The following is an 18,861-nucleotide window of genomic DNA, read 5'->3' as shown; positions in this document are numbered from 1 at the left end:
GACGCGGGGGGGGGGGGGGCCGGGGGGGGGGGGGGGCCGGGGGGGGGGGCCCCCGGGGGGGGGGGGGGGGGGGGGCCCCCCCCCCCCCCGGGCCCCCCCCCCCCCCACGACAGGCCCTACCTTGGTGGAGTGATGGACGTCCGCCGCGCCGACGAGCGCTACCGCGGAGGGGACCCGGCGGGCGGGATCTCCTCGCTCCACGCCTTTTCCTTCGGCCCGCACTACGACCCCGACAATCTCCGCTTCGGCGCGGTGATCGCCTGCAACGAGGAGCGGCTCGCACCCGGTGCCGGCTTCGACGAGCACCCGCACAGCCACACCGAGATCGTCACCTGGGTGGTGGAGGGGGAGCTGACCCATCGCGACTCGGCCGGACACGAGTCGGTGCTGCGCCACGGGGACGTCCAGCGGCTGAGTTCGGCGGGCGGCGTCCGCCATGTCGAGCGCAACGACGGCGAGCTGCCGCTGGTCTTCGTCCAGATGTGGCTGGCCCCGCTGGAACCGGGCGGCGACCCCGCGTACGAGACCGTCCGCGGCATCGCCGACTCCACCCCGTACGCCGTCCCCGAGGCGGGCGCCATGCTCCATGTGCGCCGGCTGACGGCGGGCGAGCGCACCGCCGTCCCGGACGCGCCCTTCGTCTACGTCCATGTCGTACGCGGTGAAGTCCGCCTGGACGGCGAGGAACTGGGGGAGGGCGACGCGGCCCGCATCATGGACGCGAAGGACGTGGAACTGGTCGCGGGTGTCCCCGCCGAGCTGCTGATGTGGGAGATGACGACCGTCTGACGCGGACGCCGGGCGTGCCGTCCGGACCGCCTCCGACGCGCCACCCCCGAGCGCCGGCGCGTCCAGTCCTACGTCGACCGGTCGCCTCCGGCGCCGACGCGCCACCCCCCCGACACCCGGCGCGTCCATCCGCGCACCAGCGCGTCCAGCCCTCAGGCCGGAGCGTCGAGTTCGCGGATCAGCCGATCCCCTTCGCGGGTCATGATCTCCGGGTCGCGCAGGGCGTTGGAGAGCAGGGACATGCCCTGGTAGGCGCCGACGAGCGTCAGTGCGCGGCCCGCCGGGTCGGCGGCGCCCATCTCCCTGTACTGCTGTTCGACCCAGTCCAGGAGCTGGCGGACGACCCGTCCCGCCAGGAGGTCGAGGCCGCCCTCCTCCCGCTTGTCGAGCTCCGCGGCGAGGGTGCCGGTGGGGCAGCCGTAGCGCGCCGCGGTGTCCCGGCCGGAGACCCAGGCCGCGATGAGCCCCTTGAGGCGGTTCCGCGGCTCGGGGAGCCCGTCGAGCTCGTCGGTGAGTTCCCGCAGATGGCCGGCGTGTTCGGCGAGGGCGGCCTCGACCAGCTCGTCCTTGGTCTTGAAGTAGTAGTACACGTTGCCCGCCGGGACCTCGGCGGCGCGGGCGATGTCGGCGATCGTCGTGCGCTCCACGCCCTGCTCGTGCAGCACCCGGGCCGCGGCCGCCGTGAGCTGGCGCCGCTTGCCGGCCGCCTTGGCCCGCGGTCCCCGGGACATCTCTGAGTCAGTCACCCGACTGACTATAGACAGCGGCATCCCTCCTTGCTAGCGTCGCCTCATCGAAGTTAGTCAGTCGACTAACTAACTCACTGGCCGAGGAGATCGACATGTACGTGGTGACGGGTGCGACCGGGAACGTCGGACGCGCGCTGGTGCGGACGCTCCGCGGGGCCGGACTGCCGGTGACGGCGGTGGCCCGGAAGATCACCGGGGGCGACGTGCCCGAGGGCGTCCGCGCCGTCGCCGCCGACCTGGCCGAACCGGCCGGGCTCGGGCCCGCGTTCGAGGGCGGCGAGGCGCTGTTCCTGCTGGTGGCGGGCGAGGATCCGGGGGGCGTCCTGGACGCGGCGAAGACCGCCGGAATCCGCCGGGTGGTGCTCCTGTCGTCGCAGGGCGCCGGCACGCGCCCGGAGGCCTACGGGCATCCGGCCCGCTTCGAGAAGGCCGTGCGGGAGTCCGGCCTCGACTGGACGGTCCTGCGGTCGGGCGGGATGGACACCAACGCCTTCGCGTGGGCCGGGTCGATCCGTGCCCGGCGGGAGGCCGCCGCGCCGTTCGGCGACACGGGCCTGCCCTACGTCGACCCCGACGACGTCGCGGCCGTGGCGGCGGCGGCCCTGCGCGAGGACGTCCACGCCGGTGCCGTCTACACCCTGACGGGGCCCGCGCCGACCACCCCGCGCGACCGGGTCGCCGCGATCGGCGCCGCCCTGGGGGAGCCGGTGCGCTTCACGGAGCAGACCCGCGCGGAGGCGCACGCCGAGATGGCCGCCTTCATGCCGCTGCCCGTGGTCGAGGGCACCCTCGCCATCCTGGGCGAGCCGGTCGAGGAGGAGCGGCGGGTCAGCCCGGACGTGGAACGCGTCCTCGGCCGCGCCCCGGGCACCTTCGCGGCCTGGGCGCTGCGCAACGCGGCGGCCTTCCGCTGACCGCGCCGGGTCCGCCGCCGGACGGCGTCGGGAGGTCCCGCGTCAGGAGGAGAGGTCGGCCAGCACCGCGTCGGTGAACGGGGTCCACGCCTCGATCGCCCAGGGCCCGAAGGTCCGGTCGGTGAGCGCGACACAGGCGGCGCCCACGGCCGGGTCGACCCACAGGAACGTACCGGCCTGCCCGAAGTGTCCGAAGGTCCGCGGCGAGGACGAACTCCCCGTCCAGTGGGGCGACTTGGAGTCGCGGATCTCGAAACCGAGCCCCCAGTCGTTGGGGCTCTGGTGGCCGTACCCCGGCAGGACGCCCTTCGTCCCGGGGAACTGGACGGTCATCGCCTCCGCGACCGTACGCGGGTCAAGGAGTCGCGGCGCCTGGAGCTCGGCGGCGAAGCGGACGAGGTCGTCCACCGTGGAGACACCGTCCTTCGCGGGCGAGCCGTCCAGTGTCGTCGAGGTCATGCCGAGCGGTTCGAGGACCGCCTGACGCAGATACTCCGCGAAGGGCATGTCCGCGGCCTTCGCGATGTGGTCCCCGAGCACCTCGAACCCGGCGTTGGAATACAGCCGCCGCGCCCCGGGTTCGAAGGTCGCCCGGTGCTCGTCGAAGGCCAGACCGGAGGTGTGCGCGAGCAGATGACGGACCGTCGAGCCGCTGGGCCCGGCCGGTTCGTCGAGCTCGATCGCCCCCTCCTCGTACGCGACGAGCGCGGCGTACGCGGCGAGCGGCTTGGTGACGGAGGCCAGCGCGAAACGGTGGCCGCCCGGACCGTACGAGCCGGCCACCGTGCCGTCCGCGCGGACGACCGCGGCGGCGGCGGTGGGAACGGGCCAGTTCGAGATCAGCGCCAGACTCTGCAAAGACATGCCCACGAGCCTAAGTCGTTCAGAGGCTCAGCCGCATCGAGGGGGCAGGCTTGCGGACGAACCCGAGGGCCGCGTAGAGCGGCTCTGCCTCGGCGGACGTGTTGAGGTCGACATGGGCGACACCCCGCTCGCGGAACCAGTCGAGGAGCGTCTCCATGCAGGCACGGGCGTATCCGCGGCGCCGGACGTCCGGGTCGGTGGCGACGCTGAAGACGTACCCGACCGTGCCGTGCGGGTTGTCCGCCCGCCCGATCCGGTACTCGACCGTCCCGGCGGCGAGCGCCGCGAGAGCCCCCGGCCGGTCCGGACGGTCGACCACGAAGGCGGCGAAGGATCCCTCGGCAGCGACGAGCTTCCCGCGTATGGTGGGCAGCGACGCGGCGTGCCACTCGGTGGAGGAGCCGACGTCGAACACCGAGTCGATCATCACCTGGCGCAGGCGCAGCACTTCCCGGGCGTCCTCGGGCGTGGCGCGGCGTACGAGACTCATGATCCGCACGGTAACCACCGCATCCCGGCCACGTCCTCGCGATTTCGGCGGATTCGGCTTGCCTGGAGTGCACTCCAGGGTTTTAGCGTGGGGTCCATGACGGTGATGGAGACCACAGCCGAGGCCATCGGGACCGGCACCGGGACCGACTTCTGTGCCGGCCCTCCCGAGCGGGAGCGGCGCCCGGACGGCCAGGACAACTACACGATCAGCGAGGTCGTCGCCTTCACCGGCCTCAGCGCACACACGCTGCGCTGGTACGAGCGCATCGGGCTGATGCCGCACATCGACCGCTCGCACACCGGCCAGCGCCGCTACAGCAACCGCGACCTGGACTGGCTGGGCCTCGTCGGCAAGCTCCGGCTCACCGGGATGCCGGTCGCCGACATGGTCCGCTACGCGGAGATGGTGCGCGCGGGCGACCACACCTACCTGGAGCGCTACGAACTCCTGGAGGCGACCCGCCGGGACGTCCAGGCCCGGATCGCGGAACTCCAGGACACCCTCGCCGTGCTCGACCGGAAGATCAGTTTCTATGGAGACGCGGGCCGCGCCCTCGCCTCGGAGAGGTCTCGATGACCGACAGCAGGATCGCGACAGTACGGCTCGGTGACGACGGGCCCGAGGTCGGTGTGCAGGGCCTCGGCTGCATGGGCATGACCTGGGCGTACGGACCGCCGGACGCCGACAATTCCCTGGCCGCCCTGCATCGGGCGCTGGAACTCGGCGTCACGCTCTACGACACCGCCGAGGGCTACGGCGGCGGCGAGAACGAGAAGTTCCTGGCGCCGTTCCTCAAGGCGCACCGGGACGAGATCGTCATCGCGACGAAGTACGGTGTCACGGTCCCGCCGGACAACCCGCGCAAGCGGATCATCCGCAACGACCCGCCGTACATCCGCCAGGCCGTCGAGGGCAGCCTCCAGCGCCTCGGCGTCGAGGTGATCGACCTCTATTACATGCACCGACGCGATGTGAACGTCCCGATCGAGGAGAGCGTCGGCGCCATGGCCGACCTGGTCCGCGAGGGCAAGGTCAAGCACCTGGGCCTGAGCGAGGTCACCGCGGGGGAGCTGCGCGCCGCCCAGGCCGTGCATCCCATCGCGGCCGTCCAGTCGGAGTGGTCGCTGTTCAGCCGCGACATCGAGACGAACGTGGTGCCCGCCGCCCGAGAGCTGGGAGTGGCGCTCGTCCCGTACTCACCACTGGGCCGCGGCTTCCTCACCGGCTCCTTCGGCAACGCCGACCAGGACCTCTCGCAGGATGACGTCCGCCGCACCCAGCCCCGCTTCACCGGAGAGAACGCGGCGGCGAACGTGGCGCTCCTCGCCCCGATCCGTACCGTCGCCGACGCCCGTGGCGTCTCGCTCGGGCAGATCGCGCTGGCCTGGGTCCAGCAGCGGGCGCGGGTGCACGGTCTGACCGTCGTACCGATCCCGGGTACCACCCGGCGCGAGCGGGTGGAGGAGAACACGGCGGCCACCGGCATCGTCCTGACCGAGGACGAGCTGGCTCTCCTGGAGCCGGTCGCGGCGAAGGTGGCGGGCGACCGCTACCCGGACATGTCGTTCTCGTCGGCGGGCCGGGAATGAGCGCAGCCTAGGGCCGGTGCCGGTGCCGGTGCCGGTGCCGGTGCCGGTGCGGATGCTGTGCCGGTGTCGGTGCTGCGGGCACCGGCATCCGCACCCGCCGTCACAGCTGGGCGAGCAGCTCCGCCTTCTTGACGGAGAACTCCTCGTCCGTGACGAGCCCCGCCTCGTGCAGCTCCCCGAGGTGCCGGATCCGGTCGGCGATGTCGGCCGGATCGCGGCGCGGTACCGCGCCCGCCGCCACCGGCGCGGGACTCGCGGAGCGCGCGGCGGCGAGCACGGCCGCCGCGAACGGCAGCGACTCGTGGACCGGCCCGTACCCGAGCCCGAAGACGACCGCCGCCGGGTCCTGGTCCGCCTGGGCGGGCTGCGCCGGCGCGGGCTCCCGCCGCAGCAGGCGCAGATGGCCCTCGAACACCTCGGGGGAGCGCCACTCGACCCCGCACAGTCCCGAGACCGGGAAGGTCTGGTCGCCGGCCTTCCACTTCGCCGAGGACGCGCCCGTCCAGAACCACCGGAAGGACACGGCCTTGCCGTCGAAGGACGCCTTCCCGTCGTAGGCCTTGAAGCGCAGCGGCCCCTCGGGCGGTCTCACGAGATAGCGCTCGGCGGGCTCGTCGTCCGTGGTGAGCTGTTCGCGCAGCTCGTCCGCGTAGTACTCGGCGAGCGTCGCGCGCTCGGCCGGCAGCACCAGGCGATAGGGGTCGCACCCCTCCTTGAGCTGTCCCGCGGCCGCCTCCACCAGCGGATCGGCGCCGGGCCTCGGCACCGCACGCAGAACGACCGTGCCTCGCTTCCCGGGCGTCAGCGTCACCGCCGCGATCGCCTCCAGGGGGATACGCCGTTCGCCCAGCGCCTGGAAGAGCTTCGGCGTACGGATCCCCCGTTCGAAGCGGATGAGCACGGAGTCGGACTCGAACTCCCAGGCGGCATGAAATCCGGCCAGTACGTCACCCATGCGGGCCATCGTATGCGGCACGCAAGCCTCCGTCGCCTCTCTGGGCGGACCGCAGTTTTTCGTCCTCTACGCGCGTCAGGCCGACGCGCCGACGGACAAACCCGTCCGGCATACGTCATCATCGTGTGCGCATCGGACAGCGCGGTACGCGCCGATCCCGATCTCCGCGAAGTTGCGGAGACTCTCCGTACCCGGCTCGAAGTAGCCGGCGTGCCCCTTCGCCCCGTCGGCGGACAGGAGACGTGCCCCGAACCCCTTCGACACCGGGTCGGCCCCGTGCCCGAGGCCTCCGACCTCCATGTGCGGCACGTCCTGGATCCAGTCGTCCGCGTCGCGCATCGCCCAGACCCGGGCGGTGGTGTGCAGGTTCGCCGCCTTCGCCGCCCGCATGCCGGGGCTGCCCGCCACCGCTATGTCGGAGACCCGGGAGGGCAGCGAGGAAGCCGCCACCCCGCACAGCACCGAGCCGTAGCTGTGGCAGTACAGCGCCACCTCCGTGTTCCCCGGCAGCGCCCGCACCAGCGCGTTCAGCCGCACCGCGCCCTCCTCGGCCCGCATCGCGGTGGCCGAGTCGATGCCGAGTCCGCTGGGCGCCGTGTAGTCGGCCCACGCGATCACGGCCGTACGCGCGCCCGGGTCCGCCGAGCGCTCCGCCCGGTACAGGGAACCCGCCATGCCGACCGGCGCCGAGTACTGCTTGTACGTGCGCTGGAAGGTGAGCAGGTCGGTGTCGACACCGGGCACCACGACCGAGACGCGGCGGGCCGTGTCGAGGTCGCCGAAGACCTCGGCGACGCGCCCCGAGCCGTTGGGGTCGAAGGCGAGGATCTTGCGGTCCTTCTGCAGCAGCGCCTCGTACCGGTGCATCCGGCGGCCCGCGTCGTGCTGGCCGAGCGAGGACAGCCGGCTGTCGTGCGTGCGCTTGTGCTCGACCGTGCGCTCGTGCTGCAGCGCGAGACGGTTCGCCGCGTAGCGCAGGGTCACCGGCGCGCCGTTCATGTTGCCGACCGCGAGCGGGTAGCGGTGGGCGAGCCGGGAACGCTGCTGCGCGTCGAGCGTGGTGAAGAAGTGCGCAAGCCGGCCCGGAGCGGAGTCCGGGTCGGGCAGCTTGTGCCCGGCGATGGAGCCGTGCTCCCACGCGGAGCGGGACGCCTGGAGGGGGGACGGCTCGCGGTGGCTGTGGAGCGCGGTCCAGCCACTGGTGGCCAGCATCACGAACACCACGGCCAGCGCGAGCAGTGCGCGCCAGGCGTTGAGTTGGGGGGGTGTGTCGAAGGAAGTCACTGAGAGGACACCCTAGGAGAAGTGAGCAGCCTCCCGTTAAACGAGTGACTGGGATCACGTTTCTGATGGGGTGATTGGGGCAAACCGGGTTCAGTTTGAGATAAAGAGTCACACTCTGTGCGTGTATCTCTGCGACGCGTGTGCGATATGTGGCGCTCCGCGTGGGCGTGTTGTGAATTCGCGGGGCCACCGCGGGGGATCGCGCGCCGTCGCCATCGGTACAACGAGCGCGAACGGGTGCGAGGTTCCGTATACGGACATGTACGAGGTTCTGTGCGCGGGCGCGCGCCGGGTTCTCGGTCCACGGACCTCGCCGGCTGACCCGATGAGGCACCTCGGGGTGACGTCACGAAGCGTCACCCGGCCGTCACCGCGGCGCCGTGCCCCACTTCTCCGCCAACGCGGGTCCCACCTGGTCGAGATAGGTCGCCGTCAGCTCGCGGATCGCCTCGACGCTGGTGTCCTCGCCCGCGCCCCACAGCCGGCCCGTCACCCGCATCACCCCGCCGAACACCGCGACGGCGATGCGCGGCCGGGGGTCCGTGTCCACGTCGAGGCCCTCGCGCTCGGCGATCAGCCCCGCGATCTCCTCCTCGATCTCCTCCGAGCGGCGCAGATGGACGGCGAGCAGCGCGGGGGTCGACTCGATCAACTGGTAGGTGCGCATGTGCAGTTCGATCGGCACGACGGCCTCGATCGCCTCGCCGATGGTGTCCCAGCTCTCCAGGACCGCCCGGCGCAGCGCCTCCAACGGGGCCTCGTGGAGCGGTCGTTCCCGTACCGCGGCGATGAAATGCGACTCGGCGAGCCGCTGCAGGAAGAGGGCGGCGTCCTCCTTTCCCGCGAAGTAGCGGAAGAAGGTGCGCTGGGAGACCTCGACGGCATCGGCGATCTCGTCGACGGTGGTCCGCTCGTAACCCTGAGTGGTGAACAGTTCGAGGGCGGCCCGCAGCAGCGCGTCCCGGGTGCGCTGTTTCTTGCGCTCCCGCAGCCCGGGGCGTGGTGCCGCCGGCTCCGCCGCGCCGACCGTCTCCGCCGTGCCGACCGTGTCCGTCATGGTGTCGCGATCTCTCCTGTCCGAACTGTTCGCCCTGTTCAGCCTATCTGTGAGCGACGTGACAGTTACCGACTTGTGAATCGGTTTGTCATTTGTCAGCGGCTGTCACTAGCCTCGAAAAATGACTAGTCAGACCACCATCGACAAGACGGGCCCGGGGGACAAGACTCCGGTCTCCCCGTCGGACCAGGCTCCGTCCACGGGCCTGCGCGGCCATCCGTGGTTCACCCTCATCACCGTGGCCGTCGGGGTCATGATGGTGGCCCTGGACGGCACCATCGTGGCCATCGCCAACCCCGCCATCCAGAAGGACCTCGGCGCCAGCTTCGCCGACGTCCAGTGGATCACCAACGGCTACTTCCTCGCCCTCGCGGTCACCCTGATCACCGCGGGCAAGCTCGGTGACCGGTTCGGCCACCGGCAGACCTTCCTGATCGGCGTCGTCGGCTTCGCCGCCGCGTCGGGCGCCATCGGGCTGTCCGACAGCATCGCCCTCGTGGTCACCTTCCGCGTCTTCCAGGGCCTGTTCGGCGCGCTGCTGATGCCGGCCGCGCTCGGCCTGCTCCGCGCCACCTTCCCGGCCGAGAAGCTGAACATGGCGATCGGTATCTGGGGCATGGTCATCGGCGCCTCCACCGCGGGCGGCCCGATCCTCGGCGGTCTGCTCGTCCAGCACGTGAGCTGGCAGTCGGTGTTCTTCATCAACGTGCCCGTCGGCGTCATCGCGCTGGTCCTCGGCGTGCTGATCCTCACCGACCACCGCGCCGAGAACGCCCCGCGTTCCTTCGACATCCTCGGCATCGCGCTGCTCTCCGGCGCCATGTTCTGCCTGGTCTGGGCGCTCATCAAGGCCCCGACCTGGGGCTGGGGCGCCGTCCTGACCTGGTCCTTCCTGGGCGCCTCGCTCCTCGGCTTCGTGCTCTTCGCCTTCTGGGAGAAGCGCGTCAAGGAGCCGCTGATCCCGCTCGCGCTGTTCCGTTCCGTGCCGCTTTCGGCCGGTGTCGTCCTGATGGTCCTGATGGCCATCGCGTTCCTCGGCGGACTGTTCTTCGTCACCTTCTACCTGCAGAACGTGCACGGGATGAGCCCGGTCGACGCCGGTCTGCACCTGCTGCCGCTGACCGGAATGATGATCGTGGGCTCGCCGCTGGCCGGCATGCTGATCACCAAGGTGGGCCCGCGCATCCCGCTCGCGGGCGGCATGGCGCTCACCGCGATCTCCATGTTCGGCATGTCCCGGCTGGAGACGGACACGAGCAGCCTGGTCATGTCGCTCTCGTTCGCGGGCCTCGGCCTCGGTCTCGCGCCGGTCATGGTCGGAGCCACCGAGGTCATCGTCGGCAACGCCCCGATGGAGCTCTCCGGTGTCGCCGGCGGTCTCCAGCAGGCCGCCATGCAGATCGGCGGCAGCCTCGGTACGGCCGTCCTGGGCGCCGTGATGGCCTCCAAGGTCGACGGTGACCTCGGCGGCAACTGGACCGCCGCCAAGCTGCCGCCGCTCACCCCGGCCCAGCTCGACCAGGCCTCCGAGGCGGTCCGGGTCGGCGCCGCGCCGGTCACCAAGGACACTCCGGCCGCCATCGCGGCGCAGATCACCGATGTCGCCCACGAGACCTTCATCTCCGGCATGAGCCTCGCCTGTCTCGTCGCCGCCGGTGTCGCCGTCGTGGCCGTCTTCGTCGCGCTGCTCACCAAGCGGGGCGAGAACGCGGAGGCCGCGGGAGCGGGCGGCGGACACATCTGACGCACGGCCCGCGCACCGGCAGGCCTGCCGGCGTGGAACGGGGGTACCCGACTCGTCGACCCGAACCGACCGACAGGTCACGGGAGTTCAGGAGTTGAGATGACGGGCTTCGGAAACGGTACGCGCAGGTACCCCCGTTCACGTGGCCGTACAGGATCACGGACCGGGCCGGACAGCGCGACCTTGGGGATCGTCGGCACCGTGTGCGCGGTGGCCGGCTTCTTCACGCTGGGCATCGTCCTCGGACCGGCCGCGATGGTCTGCGGATGGCTCGCGATGGGCCGCCGCTGGACCGGCTCGGGGCCGGTGCCGGCGCTGATAGCCCTGGTACTGGGAGCGATCGACACACTCCTGGCGGTCATCTGGCTGGCCGGCGGAACAGGCCCCGGCCTGCTCTGACGCCGGCCGGGTGACCGGCACCTGCTGTGGGCCCGCGTGCCGCCCCGTGCGGCGCGCGGGCCCACAGGCGTGTACGGGGTGTTCCGCCATCCCCGGTCTCCGCGGGGGAGCGCCCTAGGTGGGGGAGTGTTCCTCCGAACCGGCAGCCAAGGGGTGCGGCAGGATTCCCGCGCCTCCGGTCAGGGCGGCGACCTCCGCCCGCAGTGCCCGCACCTCCGCCGTGAGCGCCTCGATCGCCGCGGTCTGCCGCCGCTCCTCCACGTCGTCCTTCTCGAACCGGGAGATGAACCAGGCGGCGATGTTCGCGGTGACCACACCGAGGAGGGCGATCCCGGAGAGCATCAGCCCGACCGCGAGAACGCGGCCCATCCCCGTCGTCGGGGCGTGGTCGCCGTACCCCACGGTCGTCATCGTCGTGAACGACCACCACACCGCGTCACCCAGCGTCTTGATGTTCCCGTTCGGCGAGTCCCGCTCGACCGACAGCACGGCGAGCGAGCCGAACATCAGCAGGCCGATGACCGCGCCCCCGACATACGTCGTCAGCCGGATCTGCGAGGCCATCCGCGCGCGCCTCCCCACCAGCATCAGCGTGGAGACGAGCCGCAGCAGCCGCAGCGGCTGGAGGATCGGCAGGATCACGGCGCACAGGTCCAGCCAGTGGTCGCGGACGAAGGACCGCCGCTGCCGGGCGAGCGCGAGCCGCACGAGGTAGTCGACGGCGAAGGCACCCCACACCACCCACTCCACCAGCGTGCAGGTGAACGTCACCGAGGGGCCCGCGTCGTTGTCGACGATCGGCACGCCGTACCCGAGGGCGAACGCCACCGCGAGGACGAGCAGGGGCCGCTGGGTGTGCAGCTCCCAACGGGCCTGCGCCGATTCTTCCTTCATGTTCCGCATCGTAGAAAGAAAAGTAGAAAGAAAAAGCGTGAGGGGCGGCGGGCCCACGGCCCGTCGCCCCTCGTCCGTCATGACCGGCCGGACAGGTCCTACGCGTCGCCGCCCGCCGCGCCCGGGTCGGCCGCCGTCACGTCGAGGAGCTGATAGCGGTCGACCGCCTGCTTCAGCACCGACCGGTCCACCCTGCCCTCACGGGCCAGCTCGGTCAGCACCGCGACCACGATCGACTGCGCGTCGATGTGGAAGAAACGCCGGGCCGCGCCGCGCGTGTCCGCGAAGCCGAAACCGTCCGCGCCGAGGGACTGGTAGGTGCCGGGCACCCACCGGGCGATCTGGTCGGGAACCGAGCGCATCCAGTCGGAGACGGCCACGAACGGACCCTGGGCGGCCGACAGCTTCCGCGTCACATAGGGGACGCGCTGCTCCTCCTCGGGGTGCAGCAGATTGTGCCGCTCCACGTCGACGGCCTCGCGCCGTAGCTCGTTCCAGGACGTCGCCGACCAGACGTCGGCCCTGACGTTCCAGTCCTCGGCGAGGATCCGCTGAGCTTCCAGCGCCCACGGCACGGCGACACCGGAGGCCATGATCTGCGCGGGGATGGTGCCCGAGGTGCCCTCGCTGAAGCGGTAGAGGCCCTTCAGGATGCCCTCGGCGTCCACGTTCTCCGGCTCGGCCGGGTGCTGGAGCGGCTCGTTGTAGACGGTGAGGTAGTAGAAGACGTCCTCGCCGTGCGGGTGCTCCTCGGACGAGCCGTACATCCGGCGCAGACCGTCCTGGACGATGTGCGCGATCTCGAAGCCGTACGCCGGGTCGTAGGCGACACAGCCCGGGTTCGTCGAGGCGAGCAGCTGCGAGTGGCCGTCCGCGTGCTGGAGGCCCTCACCGGTCAGCGTCGTCCGTCCGGCGGTCGCTCCCAGCACGAAACCGCGCGCCAACTGGTCGGCCATCTGCCAGAACTGGTCACCCGTTCGCTGGAAACCGAACATCGAGTAGAAGACGTAGACCGGGATGAGCGGCTCGCCGTGGGTGGCGTACGCCGAGCCCGCGGCGATCAGCGAGGCCGTGCAGCCCGCCTCCGAGATGCCGTCGTGCAGCATCTGGCCGGTCGGCGACTCCTTGTAGGCGAGCAGCAGTTCACGGTCCACCGACTCGTACTGCTGGCCGAGCGGGTTGTAGATCTTCGCACTCGGGAAGAACGAGTCCATGCCGAACGTGCGGTACTCGTCGGGCGCGATCAGCACGAACCGCTTGCCGATCTCCTTGTCCCGCATGAGGTCCTTGAGCAGCCGCACAAAGGCCATGGTCGTGGCGATGGACTGCTGACCCGAGCCCTTCTTCACGCTCGCGTACGTCTTGTCCTCGGGCAGGACCAGCGGCTTCGACCGCACGACGCGCGTCGGGACGTACCCGCCGAGCCCCTTGCGGCGGTCGTGCATGTACTGGATCTCCTCCGAGTTCCGGCCCGGGTGGTAGTACGGCGGCGCGCCGTCCTCCAGCTCCCGGTCGGTGATCGGCAGGTGCAGCCGGTCGCGGAAGCCCTTGAGGTCGGCGACCGTCAGCTTCTTCATCTGGTGCGTGGCGTTGCGGCCCTCGAAGTTCGGGCCCAGCGTCCAGCCCTTGACCGTCTGCGCCAGGATCACCGTCGGCTGGCCCTTGTGCTCCTTGGCCGCCGAGAACGCCGCGAAGATCTTCTTGTGGTCGTGACCGCCGCGCCCGAGGTGCAGGATCTGGTCGTCGGTCATCCCGTCGACCATCGCGCGCAGCCGGTGGTCGTCGCCGAAGAAGTGCTGGCGGATATAGGCGCCCGTCTCCGTGGCGTACGTCTGGAACTGGCCGTCCGGCGTGGTGTTCAGCCGGTTGACCAGCACCCCGTCGCGGTCCTGCGCGAGCAGCGGGTCCCAGGTGCGGTCCCAGACCAGCTTGATGACGTTCCAGCCGGCGCCCCGGAACTGCGACTCCAGCTCCTGGATGATCTTGCCGTTGCCGCGCACCGGGCCGTCGAGGCGCTGGAGGTTGCAGTTCACGACGAAGGTCAGGTTGTCCAGGCCCTCGCGGGCGGCGATCGACAACTGGCCGAGCGACTCCGGCTCGTCCATCTCGCCGTCACCGAGGAACGCCCATACGTGGGACTTGGAGGTGTCCGCGATGTCGCGCGCCTCCATGTAGCGGTTCATCCGCGCCTGGAAGATCGCGCCGAGCGGGCCGAGACCCATCGACACGGTCGGGAACTCCCAGAAGTCCGGCATCAGCCGAGGGTGCGGGTACGAGGACAGTCCGTAGGGCGCCTTCGACTTCTCCTGGCGGAACGCGTCGAGCTGCTGCTCGGAGAGCCGGTCGAGGAGGAACGCGCGGGCGTAGATGCCCGGCGAGGCGTGGCCCTGGAAGAAGATCTGGTCGCCGCCGTCGCCCTCGTCCTTGCCGCGGAAGAAGTGGTTGAAGCCGACGTCGTACAGAGAGGCCGAGGAGGCGAAGGTCGCGATGTGGCCGCCCACGCCGATGCCGGGGCGCTGCGCCCTGGAGACCATCACGGCGGCGTTCCAGCGGGTCGCGTTGAGGACCTTGCGCTCGATCTCCTCGTTGCCCGGGAAGAACGGCTCGTCCTTGGTGGCGATCGTGTTGACGTAGTCCGTGCTGCGCATCTCGGGCACGGCCACGCGCTTCTCACGGGCCCGCTCGATCAGCCGCAGCATCAGATAGCGGGCCCGCTCGCGGCCGCGCTGGTCGACGGCGGCGTCGAGGGAGTCGAGCCACTCCTGAGTCTCCTCAGGGTCGAAGTCCGGGACCTGGCTGGGAAGGCCGCCAATGATGATCGGGTTGCGATCGGATCCGGAAGCCACGCTGTTCCTTCGCTGTCAGAGGGCTGTCTACGGTGGGTTTTCCCTGCATCTGCACCGATCCCCATCGTGTACCCCGCGTACGCGTTCGTCATCTCTACCAGGGGGTAACCGAGACGTTCGTGCAGACCGTTGGGACGGGCCCGACCAAAACGTAACGATACGCTCAGGGCGTGACGCGTTCCGCAAAGCCGTTCGGCTCTCGTACGCTCCAAGGGTTCCGAAGGGAACAAATGGGGCAGAAGAGTGTGGTGCCCGTCACGTGGCGTCATGATGGCCCGCCGGGAGTTGCGTCGACACTGCCAGGATCGTCACCGTTTCGGCGGTCTCGACGGCCGGGTACTTGCGCGATCCGCTCCGCCCGTGTGGACTACGGCCAACGCTTCGCGCACGCGCGTGGCTGAGACTCCCCCGACTCTGGACGAGCAGGGGGAGAACCCAATTCCGAAACATGATCAGGAGGCAAGCCGTGAGCGCGACCGCGGACCACGCGGAGGAGCGGACCAACCCGGCCGCCAGGCTGGGGTTCGAGCCCGGACAGGTGGTCCAGGAGATCGGCTTCGACGACGACGTTGACCACGAGCTCCGTGAAGGCATCGAATCGCTGATCGGCCAGGATCTGGTCGACGAGGACTACGACGACGTCGCTGACGTGGTGCTGTTGTGGTTCCGGGACGAGGACGGCGATCTCACGGACGCACTGGTGGACGTCATCGGTTTCCTCGAGGACGGCGGCAACATCTGGCTGCTGACCCCGAAGACCGGCAGGGACGGTTACGTCGAGCCCAGCGACATCAGTGATGCCGCACAGACAGCCGGCCTCTCCCAGACGAAGAGCATCTCCGTCGGCAAGGAATGGTCGGGCACCCGCCTGGCCACCCCCAAGTCGAAGCGCTGAGCTGCAGGCCCGTCTGCAAGCAGAGCATCCGTGAGGCCCCCGCCGAGCCACCTCGGCGGGGGCCTCACGCATACCCCGAACCGGCCGGGCGGGAGCCCCACGCCCACCCGTGGACCGGCCCGGCGGGGATTCCGCGCAGCCACCCGGGCGCCCCTGCGGGGGTCGCGCCGCGGCCGGGAGTCGATCACTGCGTACGCTGGTCGTCACCCGAACAGACCTTTGGAAGGGAAGCGAGTGACTATGGCCATCGAGGTCGGCACCAAGGCCCCGGACTTCGAGCTGAAGGACAACCACGGCGCCACCGTGAGACTGTCCGACTTCCGTGGCGAGAAGAACGTGGTGCTGCTCTTCTACCCCTTCGCTTTCACCGGCGTGTGCACCGGCGAGCTGTGCTCCCTGCGCGACAACCTGCCGCAGTTCGCCGACCGCGACACCCAGCTCCTCGCGGTCTCCAACGACTCCATCCACACCCTGCGCGTCTTCGCCGAGCAGGAGGGCCTGGAGTACCCGCTGCTCTCCGACTTCTGGCCGCACGGCAACATTTCGCGCGCGTACGGCGTCTTCGACGAGGACAAGGGCTGCGCCGTGCGCGGCACGTTCATCATCGACAAGGAGGGCGTCGTCCGCTGGACCGTCGTCAACGCGCTGCCGGACGCGCGTGACCTGAACGAGTACGTCAAGGCGCTCGACACCCTGTGATTCTTCGGTTCCAGCCCTGCGGGGCACGGGAACCCGTCACTAGGATCGAACCGTTGATCCGATACCAACGCACCTACGGGGCTCCCCGCCCCTGAACACCATTGGGAGGACTCGTGGGAGTCAGCCTCAGCAAGGGCGGCAACGTATCGCTGTCGAAGGAGGCCCCGGGACTGACCGCGGTCATCGTCGGTCTGGGATGGGACGCCCGGACCACCACCGGCGTGGACTTCGACCTCGACGCCAGCGCCATCCTCACGAACGCGGACGGCAAGGTCAGCACCGACCAGAACTTCGTGTTCTTCAACAACCTGAAGAGCCCGGACGGCTCGGTGGAGCACACCGGCGACAACATCACCGGTGAGGGCGAGGGCGACGACGAGCAGATCAAGGTCAACCTCGCCGCCGTTCCCGCCGACATCACGAAGATCGTGTTCCCGGTCTCCATCTACGAGGCCGAGAACCGCCAGCAGTCCTTCGGCCAGGTCCGCAACGCGTACATCCGCGTGGTGAACCAGGCCGGCGAGGCGGAGATCGCGCGCTACGACCTCTCCGAGGACGCCTCGACGGAGACCGCGATGGTCTTCGGCGAGCTCTACCGCAACGGCGCCGAGTGGAAGTTCCGCGCCATCGGCCAGGGCTACGCCTCGGGCCTGCGCGGCATCGCGCAGGACTTCGGCGTCAACGTCTGAGCCACCGGGCCCTCGGGCCTCAGGGTCCGGTGCCGCACCGCCTCGGTGCGGCGCCGGACCCGCCGTACCAAGTGAAGATCGAACCTCGGGGAGGACCAGCATCATGGGCGTCACGCTCGCCAAGGGGGGCAATGTCTCCCTCTCGAAGGCCGCACCGAACCTCACGCAGGTGTTGATCGGGCTCGGCTGGGACGCGCGCTCCACCACCGGAGCCGACTTCGACCTCGACGCCAGCGCCCTGCTGTGCAGCGGTGGCCGGGTGCTCGGGGACGAGTGGTTCATCTTCTACAACCAGCTCACGAGCCCGGACGGCTCGGTCGAGCACACCGGCGACAACCTCACGGGTGAGGGCGAGGGCGACGACGAGTCGATCCTGATCGACCTCGCCAAGGTCCCGGCCAACGTCGACAAGATCGTCTTCCCGGTCTCCATCCACGACGCGGACAATCGCGGCCAGACCTTCGGCCAGGTCAGCAACGCCTTCATCCGTGTCGTCAACCAGGCCGACGGTCAGGAACTCGCCCGCTACGACCTCTCCGAGGACGCCTCCACCGAAACGGCGATGATCTTCGGTGAGGTCTACCGCTACAACAGCGAGTGGAAGTTCCGCGCGGTCGGCCAGGGGTACGCGTCCGGACTGCGGGGCATCGCGCTCGACTTCGGCGTCAACGTTTCTTAGGCCCACCTGCGTCAGCCGAAGGCGGACCCTTAGACTTCGTGGTCAACAGTAGGTAAAGCCGAGTACGGCGCGGGGGCGACCCTCCCCCAAGCTCACGCTTGGGGGTGCCCCCACCACACGATGATTGGGTAGCCAGTGCTTCTGAAAACCTTCGGCTGGTCGTTCGCGATTACCGCGATCGGCCTGGTCGCAGCGGCCGTCTACGGGGGGTGGACCGCCCTCGGCATCGTGGCGATCCTGGCCGTCCTGGAGATCTCGCTGTCCTTCGACAACGCGGTGGTCAACGCCGGAATCCTGAAGAAGATGAATGCCTTCTGGCAGAAGATCTTCCTCACCGTCGGTGTGCTGATCGCCGTCTTCGGCATGCGCCTGGTCTTCCCCGTCGTGATCGTCGCCATCAGCGCCAAGATCGGCCCGATCGACGCGGTCGATCTCGCGCTGAACGACAAGGACAAGTACCAGCAGCTCGTGACCGACGCGCACCCGTCGATCGCGGCCTTCGGCGGCATGTTCCTGCTGATGATCTTCCTCGACTTCATCTTCGAGGACCGGGACATCCAGTGGCTGCGCTGGATCGAGCGCCCGCTGGCCAAGCTCGGCAAGGTCGACATGCTGTCGGTCTGCATCGCCCTGATCGTCCTGCTGATCAGCTCCATGACCTTCGCCGTCCACGCCCACCAGCACGGCGGCGGACATGTCGACAAGGCGCAGACGGTGCTGGTCTCCGGCATCGCGGGCCTCATCACGTACATGATCGTCGGCGGACTCTCCGGCTACTTCGAGGACAGGCTCGAAGCGGACGAGGAGCGCGAACACGAGGCGGAGGAGGAGGCCGAGCGGAGCGGCAAGAAGAAGCCGGCCATCGTCCTCGCCGGCCAGGCCGCGTTCTTCATGTTCCTCTACCTGGAGGTGCTGGACGCCTCCTTCTCCTTCGACGGAGTCATCGGCGCCTTCGCCATCACCAACGACATCGTGCTGATGGCGCTCGGCCTCGGCATCGGCGCCATGTACGTCCGGTCGCTCACGGTCTACCTGGTCCGCCAGGGCACCCTCGACGACTACGTCTACCTGGAGCACGGCGCGCACTACGCGATCGGCGCCCTGGCCATGATCCTCCTCGTGACCATCCAGTACGAGATCAACGAGGTCATCACCGGACTCGTCGGCGTCGTCCTGATCGCCTGGTCCTTCTGGTCCTCGGTGCGCCGGAACAAGGCACTCGCCGAGGCCGAGGGAAAAGGCCCGACCTCGGACGAGAAGGCTGAGGTCTCGTCCGGGGTGTGACACCCCTCCGGCTGAGGAACGCTCTGAGCGGGGCGGTC

Annotated in this window: 19 protein-coding genes; 11 read left to right on the top strand and 8 right to left on the bottom strand. The window is 69.9% G+C overall.

The genetic code is table 11. The features are described from left to right. Positions 1-132: 132 nt before the first annotated feature. Positions 133-789, top strand: coding sequence for a pirin family protein (locus tag ACIQRL_RS03525; RefSeq protein ID WP_401328062.1), 657 nt, complete (start codon positions 133-135; stop codon positions 787-789). Between the two features lie 152 nt (positions 790-941). Here ACIQRL_RS03525 and ACIQRL_RS03520 read toward each other — a convergent pair whose 3' ends face one another. Continuing rightward, on the bottom strand, positions 942-1,535 hold the full coding sequence (locus ACIQRL_RS03520) for a TetR/AcrR family transcriptional regulator (protein ID WP_401326429.1): 594 nt from the start codon (positions 1,533-1,535) through the stop codon (positions 942-944). A 95-nt stretch (positions 1,536-1,630) separates the two neighbouring features. Here ACIQRL_RS03520 and ACIQRL_RS03515 point away from each other — a divergent pair, with 95 nt between their 5' ends. Further along, positions 1,631-2,452, top strand: coding sequence for an NAD(P)H-binding protein (locus ACIQRL_RS03515; protein ID WP_401326426.1), 822 nt, complete (start codon positions 1,631-1,633; stop codon positions 2,450-2,452). A 42-nt stretch (positions 2,453-2,494) separates the two neighbouring features. On the opposite strand, the gene ACIQRL_RS03510 is transcribed toward ACIQRL_RS03515, so the two are convergent. Together ACIQRL_RS03510 and ACIQRL_RS03505 are read right to left on the bottom strand one after the other, a co-directional pair. Further along, positions 2,495-3,316: a serine hydrolase domain-containing protein gene (locus tag ACIQRL_RS03510; protein ID WP_401326424.1), complete on the bottom strand. Its 822-nt coding sequence runs from the start codon at positions 3,314-3,316 to the stop codon at positions 2,495-2,497. A 19-nt stretch (positions 3,317-3,335) separates the two neighbouring features. Further along, positions 3,336-3,806: a GNAT family N-acetyltransferase gene (locus tag ACIQRL_RS03505; RefSeq protein ID WP_401326421.1), complete on the bottom strand. Its 471-nt coding sequence runs from the start codon at positions 3,804-3,806 to the stop codon at positions 3,336-3,338. 96 nt (positions 3,807-3,902) lie between these two features. Here ACIQRL_RS03505 and ACIQRL_RS03500 point away from each other — a divergent pair, with 96 nt between their 5' ends. Both ACIQRL_RS03500 and ACIQRL_RS03495 read left to right on the top strand, forming a co-directional pair. Next, positions 3,903-4,385: a MerR family transcriptional regulator gene (locus ACIQRL_RS03500; RefSeq protein ID WP_401326418.1), complete on the top strand. Its 483-nt coding sequence runs from the start codon at positions 3,903-3,905 to the stop codon at positions 4,383-4,385. Beyond that, a complete protein-coding gene (locus tag ACIQRL_RS03495) occupies positions 4,382-5,398 on the top strand; it encodes an aldo/keto reductase (RefSeq protein WP_401326415.1) in 1,017 nt (338 codons plus the stop codon). Before ACIQRL_RS03500 ends, ACIQRL_RS03495 begins: the two co-directional genes overlap by 4 nt. Positions 5,399-5,498: 100 nt before the next feature. Here the strand turns inward: ACIQRL_RS03495 and ACIQRL_RS03490 are convergent, their stop codons facing one another. The 3 genes from ACIQRL_RS03490 to ACIQRL_RS03480 all read right to left on the bottom strand — a co-directional run bounded on the left by ACIQRL_RS03490 (position 5,499) and on the right by ACIQRL_RS03480 (position 8,694). Further along, complete coding sequence (locus tag ACIQRL_RS03490; RefSeq protein WP_401328059.1) at positions 5,499-6,362, bottom strand: DUF4429 domain-containing protein; 864 nt, start codon at positions 6,360-6,362, stop codon at positions 5,499-5,501. A 66-nt stretch (positions 6,363-6,428) separates the two neighbouring features. Continuing rightward, entirely contained in the window at positions 6,429-7,637 is a 1,209-nt protein-coding gene (locus ACIQRL_RS03485; RefSeq protein WP_401326412.1) for an alpha/beta hydrolase, read from the bottom strand. A 367-nt stretch (positions 7,638-8,004) separates the two neighbouring features. Beyond that, positions 8,005-8,694 carry a TetR/AcrR family transcriptional regulator gene (locus ACIQRL_RS03480; protein ID WP_401326409.1) on the bottom strand — a complete coding sequence of 230 codons (690 nt, stop codon included), beginning with the start codon at positions 8,692-8,694 and terminating at the stop codon, positions 8,005-8,007. A 121-nt stretch (positions 8,695-8,815) separates the two neighbouring features. Between ACIQRL_RS03480 and ACIQRL_RS03475 the strand changes: the two genes are divergently transcribed. Together ACIQRL_RS03475 and ACIQRL_RS03470 are read left to right on the top strand one after the other, a co-directional pair. Then, positions 8,816-10,438, top strand: coding sequence for an MFS transporter (locus ACIQRL_RS03475; RefSeq protein ID WP_401326406.1), 1,623 nt, complete (start codon positions 8,816-8,818; stop codon positions 10,436-10,438). 99 nt (positions 10,439-10,537) lie between these two features. After that, a complete protein-coding gene (locus tag ACIQRL_RS03470; protein ID WP_401326403.1) occupies positions 10,538-10,837 on the top strand; it encodes a small hydrophobic protein in 300 nt (99 codons plus the stop codon). A 114-nt stretch (positions 10,838-10,951) separates the two neighbouring features. On the opposite strand, the gene ACIQRL_RS03465 is transcribed toward ACIQRL_RS03470, so the two are convergent. Both ACIQRL_RS03465 and aceE read right to left on the bottom strand, forming a co-directional pair. Continuing rightward, on the bottom strand, positions 10,952-11,731 hold the full coding sequence (locus ACIQRL_RS03465; RefSeq protein ID WP_401326401.1) for a potassium channel family protein: 780 nt from the start codon (positions 11,729-11,731) through the stop codon (positions 10,952-10,954). Between the two features lie 98 nt (positions 11,732-11,829). Further along, a complete protein-coding gene (gene aceE, locus ACIQRL_RS03460) occupies positions 11,830-14,577 on the bottom strand; it encodes a pyruvate dehydrogenase (acetyl-transferring), homodimeric type (RefSeq protein ID WP_401326400.1) in 2,748 nt (915 codons plus the stop codon). 466 nt (positions 14,578-15,043) lie between these two features. Between aceE and ACIQRL_RS03455 the strand changes: the two genes are divergently transcribed. From ACIQRL_RS03455 to ACIQRL_RS03435, 5 genes are all read left to right on the top strand, one after another. After that, positions 15,044-15,472, top strand: coding sequence for a DUF3052 domain-containing protein (locus ACIQRL_RS03455; RefSeq protein WP_037623441.1), 429 nt, complete (start codon positions 15,044-15,046; stop codon positions 15,470-15,472). A gap of 240 nt (positions 15,473-15,712) precedes the next feature. Next, complete coding sequence (locus ACIQRL_RS03450; protein ID WP_328555762.1) at positions 15,713-16,171, top strand: peroxiredoxin; 459 nt, start codon at positions 15,713-15,715, stop codon at positions 16,169-16,171. Positions 16,172-16,284: 113 nt separating this feature from the next. Beyond that, entirely contained in the window at positions 16,285-16,860 is a 576-nt protein-coding gene (locus ACIQRL_RS03445) for a TerD family protein (RefSeq protein ID WP_401326397.1), read from the top strand. A gap of 103 nt (positions 16,861-16,963) precedes the next feature. Beyond that, positions 16,964-17,539, top strand: coding sequence for a TerD family protein (locus ACIQRL_RS03440; protein ID WP_401326394.1), 576 nt, complete (start codon positions 16,964-16,966; stop codon positions 17,537-17,539). Between the two features lie 135 nt (positions 17,540-17,674). Then, positions 17,675-18,823, top strand: coding sequence for a DUF475 domain-containing protein (locus ACIQRL_RS03435; RefSeq protein WP_401326392.1), 1,149 nt, complete (start codon positions 17,675-17,677; stop codon positions 18,821-18,823). The last annotated feature ends 38 nt before the right edge of the window (positions 18,824-18,861 follow it).

Origin of the sequence: Streptomyces sp. NPDC091209, assembly GCF_044757755.1 — a bacterium.
Taxonomy (GTDB): Bacteria; Actinomycetota; Actinomycetes; order Streptomycetales; family Streptomycetaceae; genus Streptomyces.
This window is presented reverse-complemented; position numbering and strand designations above follow the sequence as displayed.

Bases quoted from the DNA above. Each gene is read 5' to 3' on its own strand.
- ACIQRL_RS03525 (WP_401328062.1), top strand. From the start codon at position 133: ATGGACGTCCGCCGCGCCGACGAGCGCTACCGCGGAGGGGACCCGGCG.
- ACIQRL_RS03515 (WP_401326426.1), top strand. From the start codon at position 1,631: ATGTACGTGGTGACGGGTGCGACCGGGAACGTCGGACGCGCGCTGGTG.
- ACIQRL_RS03510 (WP_401326424.1), bottom strand. From the start codon at position 3,316: ATGTCTTTGCAGAGTCTGGCGCTGATCTCGAACTGGCCCGTTCCCACC.
- ACIQRL_RS03505 (WP_401326421.1), bottom strand. From the start codon at position 3,806: ATGAGTCTCGTACGCCGCGCCACGCCCGAGGACGCCCGGGAAGTGCTG.
- ACIQRL_RS03500 (WP_401326418.1), top strand. From the start codon at position 3,903: ATGACGGTGATGGAGACCACAGCCGAGGCCATCGGGACCGGCACCGGG.
- ACIQRL_RS03495 (WP_401326415.1), top strand. From the start codon at position 4,382: ATGACCGACAGCAGGATCGCGACAGTACGGCTCGGTGACGACGGGCCC.
- ACIQRL_RS03490 (WP_401328059.1), bottom strand. From the start codon at position 6,362: ATGGCCCGCATGGGTGACGTACTGGCCGGATTTCATGCCGCCTGGGAG.
- ACIQRL_RS03480 (WP_401326409.1), bottom strand. From the start codon at position 8,694: ATGACGGACACGGTCGGCACGGCGGAGACGGTCGGCGCGGCGGAGCCG.
- ACIQRL_RS03475 (WP_401326406.1), top strand. From the start codon at position 8,816: ATGACTAGTCAGACCACCATCGACAAGACGGGCCCGGGGGACAAGACT.
- ACIQRL_RS03470 (WP_401326403.1), top strand. From the start codon at position 10,538: ATGACGGGCTTCGGAAACGGTACGCGCAGGTACCCCCGTTCACGTGGC.
- ACIQRL_RS03465 (WP_401326401.1), bottom strand. From the start codon at position 11,731: ATGAAGGAAGAATCGGCGCAGGCCCGTTGGGAGCTGCACACCCAGCGG.
- ACIQRL_RS03450 (WP_328555762.1), top strand. From the start codon at position 15,713: ATGGCCATCGAGGTCGGCACCAAGGCCCCGGACTTCGAGCTGAAGGAC.
- ACIQRL_RS03440 (WP_401326394.1), top strand. From the start codon at position 16,964: ATGGGCGTCACGCTCGCCAAGGGGGGCAATGTCTCCCTCTCGAAGGCC.